Source organism: Pseudoalteromonas sp. (assembly GCF_041613455.1).
In the GTDB taxonomy this organism is placed as follows: domain Bacteria; phylum Pseudomonadota; class Gammaproteobacteria; order Enterobacterales; family Alteromonadaceae; genus Pseudoalteromonas.
On record NZ_JBFJHD010000235.1, the window covers coordinates 1 to 4,452 of the forward strand.

Genomic DNA, 4,452 nt, shown 5'->3' on the forward strand with positions numbered 1-4,452 from the left:
ACTCGATGCCCGAGTGGTGGAATTGGTAGACACAAGGGATTTAAAATCCCTCGACTAACAAGTCGTGCCGGTTCAAGTCCGGCCTCGGGCACCACTTTAAATTATTTACCAAGATAGTTTAAAGGTGATAAAATAGTATTTTCGGCCCTAGTTCAGTTGCCAGAACGTTTACCGCGACATGGTCGCGCTTCAACGGACAAATAACTGATAATGTTTATGCGGCACTAGCTCAGTTGGTAGAGCGCGACCTTGCCAAGGTCGAAGTCACGAGTTCGAGCCTCGTGTGCCGCTCCAAATTATTTGATATGTTTAGGCGGAATGGCAGAGTGGCCATGCACCGGATTGCAAATCCGTTTACCCCGGTTCGACTCCGGGTTCCGCCTCCAAATAATTTACTCCACACGCTTTAATTAGCAAACTCGATGCCCGAGTGGTGGAATTGGTAGACACAAGGGATTTAAAATCCCTCGACTAACAAGTCGTGCCGGTTCAAGTCCGGCCTCGGGCACCATTTTATTTAAACTTCCCCCTTAATTTATCAGTTTCCAATCTTGCTTCAGTAAGCTAATTTATTAATATTACTTTTTAATACCAGATTGGTTATTATTATCCCGTTATACTTCTTACCTCACTGTATTTTTAATTACCATGTTCTGACACCGCTGCACTAACTTCAAATCTAGCTATTTGCGCCATTATTTATATGTGGACAGACGCGTCTAAGCGGCCTAATAGACCGCTATAAAGGCTGAGCGTTATTGAGGTTTGTTATGTGCCTGATAGTTGCTTGGGGCCTTATAAAGCGGATATTCACTGATTAGGCCTTGTACCAACGCGAGACAGATTAAAATTAGCACTATTGAAAAAGGCAGGGCAGTTGTCACCACTCCAGATTGCAAGGCTTGTAAAGCTTGTGAGCCGCCAATCCAAAGTAGTATAGCTGCTATTATCCCTTCAATGGTTGCCCAAAATATACGCTGCGGCACCGGTGAGTCTATCTTTCCGCCAGCGGTGATGCCATCGATCACCAATGAACCAGAATCAGACGACGTGATAAAAAACACTAAAATTAATGCGATCGAAATCACAGAAATTACACTTGCGAAAGGCAGTTGCTCATAAACCTGAAATAAAGTGACCGAGATATCAGTTAAACCCTGCTGACCAAGCGGGCCGACTTGTTCAATAACTTGATTAATTGCCATATTGCCGAACACACCCATCCACACTAAGCTAAGGAGGGTAGGAAGGCCTATAACGATTAACAAAAACTCACGTACTGTGCGACCTTTAGAAACACGCGCTATAAACATACCCACAAACGGTGACCATGAGATCCACCATGCCCAATAAAATACAGTCCAAGCATGCATCCAGTTCTCATCAGCACGATCAAAAGGGTTACTCAATGGCACTATGTGCTGCGCATACGCGCCAACTGTAAACCAAATGGCGGCAAGGGAATCTGAAAAAGTCACTGCAATGATGACTAATAACAAAATAAAGGCACAAATTAAGTTAATATTACTCAGTACTTTTACACCACCTTCAATCCCTCTAATCACAGAAAGTATGGCAATACAGGTTACTAAGCAAATAACAGCGATTTGAAAGGCTGTACCGTAGTCAGTACCGAGTAAATAGTTTATACCGCTTGTGGCTTGTTGTGCACCTAAGCCTAGTGATGTTGCTAAGCCAAATAAAGTAGAGAGCACGGCGAGTATATCAATAATATGACCAAGCCAGCCCCATGCGCGATCGCCAAAAATAGGGTAAAACACAGAACGAATTGATAACGGCAGTCCTTTATTATATGCAAAAAAGGCCAGGCTTAACCCAACAACGGCATAAATTGACCAGCCATGTAACCCCCAGTGATACATGGTCGCACCTAATGCTAATGAATGTGCTTGCAGAGAGTTAGGCTCGGCATTCATGGGCATGTGGTACCACCCCGTGAAGTACGCGGTGGGTTCGGCTACCCCCCAAAATAACAAGCCAATCCCCATACCAGCGGCAAATAACATGGCAAGCCATGATAAATAGCCATGTTCGGGTTTCGCTTGCCTACCGCCTAATTGAATTTTACCTAAAGGTGATAATGCCAGCAGTAAACAAAACAGCACAAACCCGTTAGCCACTAACATAAAGTAGCTATCAAATTGGTTAACAATGGCATCTTTGATTGAGGTTAAAGCAGCACGACTAACAGCGGGATCAAAAATTAAGGTGAGGGTGACAAATAAAACAACTAAAAAAGCGCTGATGCCAAAGACCGGATTATGAATATCAAACCCCCATTTTTGTACATTATCCTGACCTACTTGATAATCGGTGGTATCGATACTGTACTTTTTTACTGTGTCATCCATGTAATCTCCTTTGTTATAGATGAATTTTATTAAGTGAATCAGCTAATTAAACTATCTCATAACTAAAAAATAATTGCAGAGAGTGTGCCATTCTATATAACTAATTTGCTTAATGATGCCGTTAATTTACGCTGTTTTTAAAGCAAAAAAAATCCGAAGTCAGTAAATGACTTCGGATTGCTTTAATAAAGTAGCGTAACTTGTGTAGTTAAAGCCACTAAGTGGTTATAAAGGCCTACTTATGCCAAACCCCTTTTGGAATAGTATTATCAAGGTGCTTATGTTTGCTTGGATCAAAAGTGGGTAACTTGCCGGCGCGGCGCTGAGCGTTGTAGTCTTTTGATAGCCATACCACCACACCAGATAACATAAACAGGGCAATGACGTTGACAATAGCCATAAGCCCCATTGAGATATCAGCTAGCGTCCATACTAAGGGTAGCTCGCCCATCGCGCCAAACATCACCATCCCCAAAACGGCCACTCTGAAAATAAGCATGCCATAGGCGTGGTTATGCTCTAAAAACAATAAATTGGTTTCTGCATAAGAGTAATTCGCCACGATAGAGGTAAATGCAAAGAATAAAATGGCAATCGCCACAAAAATAGCACCCCAGCTTCCTACGTGTTCCTCAAGCGCTGCTTGCGTTAGCGCTATCCCGGTTAAACCTGAGTCAGCAGTAAGCTGTTGCGATAGTAAAATAAGTGCCGCTGTGGCGCTACAAATTACAATGGTGTCAACAAATACGCCAAGCATTTGTACATAACCTTGTGATGCAGGATGCGGCGGGTTAGGGGTCGCTGTTGCTGCAGCGTTGGCGGCGCTACCCATACCGGCTTCGTTTGAAAACAGGCCGCGTTTAATACCTTGGATCATCGCTTGCATTACACCATAACCAATTGCACCAGCGCCGGCTTGCTCTAAACCAAAGGCACTATTAATTACATGCATGAAAACCGCGGGTAATTCGGTGTAATTTATAGCACATACATATAAGGCTACTAATAAGTAGGCAAGGGCCATAAACGGTACAACCATTTCAGCGAAGCGAGAAATCGTTTTTAAACCGCCAAAAATAATAATTCCAGAACCAACAACAAGTGCGATACCGACTGCATAATTAGGAATATCAAAAGCCACTTCAAATGCGGCAGCAATTGAGTTTGATTGCACGGCATTAAAAACAAAGCCAAACGCTAATATTAAGCACAGCGAAAAAATAACGCCCATCCAGCGTTTGCCTAAACCGTACTGCATATAATAAGCAGGGCCGCCTCTAAAGTTACCCTCTTCATCACGGGTTTTGTATGCCTGAGCTAATGTACTTTCGGCAAAGCTGGTAGCCATACCAATTAAAGCTATAAGCCACATCCAAAAAATTGCGCCTGCACCGCCAAGATAAAGTGCCACAGCAACCCCGGCCATATTACCGGTCCCCACACGCGCGGCTAAGGATGTACAAAAAGCTTGGAATGAAGAGATGCCATCTCCCGAACCTCTACGACTAAGGAACATGACTTTTATCATGTGAGGAAACTGTACAAATTGGATGAAACGCAGACGAATGGTGAAAAACAGCCCTGCGGCTATTAATAAGTATACTAAAACGTGCCCCCATAAGAGGCCACTTATACTATTTATTATTTCTGTCATGTTATTTGCCTAGTAAACGAGTTTAAATCTGTGGCGCAACTTAGCATAAGCCGGGGCAATAGTTTAGTAAACAAGGTGAAAAAGTTAACTTATGCACAGGGTTTTGTGGGTAACTTGTGGGTGTGTTTTGTATATCTTCTGGGTAATAATTAAATGCAGAAAAGTGGATAAAAACGCTTGCGTAAAAATCTGTTCTCCCTATAATGCGACCCCACTGAGACGGCAGAGCAGGCAACGCTTAGCGAGGCAAGCAAGTCATCAGTGAGTCGAGTAAAACTTAAGTTTAGATTTTTAACAAAGTTTAAAATTAAGTGTTGACAAAAAAATAGGAAAGCGTAACATGCGCAGCCCTAGCGAGATAAAGTTTAGCTTTAATCGCAACGTTCTTTAACAATATAAAGCAATCATCTGTGTGGGCACTCGTAC

The 4,452-nt window shown here is 42.8% G+C and carries 2 protein-coding genes and 4 tRNA genes; 4 read left to right on the top strand and 2 right to left on the bottom strand.

What is annotated here, in order from left to right; genetic code table 11:
- Positions 1–7: 7 nt before the first annotated feature.
- The 4 genes from ABYB02_RS14975 (at position 8) to ABYB02_RS14990 (ending at position 511) form a co-directional block, all read left to right on the top strand.
- Positions 8–94, top strand: a tRNA-Leu gene (locus ABYB02_RS14975).
- Between the two features lie 124 nt (positions 95–218).
- Positions 219–294: transfer RNA gene (locus tag ABYB02_RS14980), tRNA-Gly, on the top strand.
- Between the two features lie 18 nt (positions 295–312).
- Positions 313–386, top strand: a tRNA-Cys gene (locus ABYB02_RS14985).
- Between the two features lie 38 nt (positions 387–424).
- Positions 425–511 (top strand) — tRNA-Leu (locus ABYB02_RS14990).
- Positions 512–755: 244 nt separating this feature from the next.
- Here ABYB02_RS14990 and ABYB02_RS14995 read toward each other — a convergent pair.
- The gene (locus tag ABYB02_RS14995) at positions 756–2,372 is read right to left on the bottom strand and encodes a BCCT family transporter (RefSeq protein ID WP_372763210.1); all 1,617 of its coding nucleotides are present in this window, start codon (positions 2,370–2,372) and stop codon (positions 756–758) included.
- 235 nt (positions 2,373–2,607) lie between these two features.
- Complete coding sequence (locus ABYB02_RS15000; protein WP_372763211.1) at positions 2,608–4,026, bottom strand: alanine/glycine:cation symporter family protein; 1,419 nt, start codon at positions 4,024–4,026, stop codon at positions 2,608–2,610.
- Between the last annotated feature and the right edge of the window lie 426 nt (positions 4,027–4,452).

Coding starts and splice junctions, on each gene's coding strand:
- ABYB02_RS14995 (WP_372763210.1), bottom strand. CDS start 2,372: ATGGATGACACAGTAAAAAAGTACAGTATCGATACCACCGATTATCAA.
- ABYB02_RS15000 (WP_372763211.1), bottom strand. CDS start 4,026: ATGACAGAAATAATAAATAGTATAAGTGGCCTCTTATGGGGGCACGTT.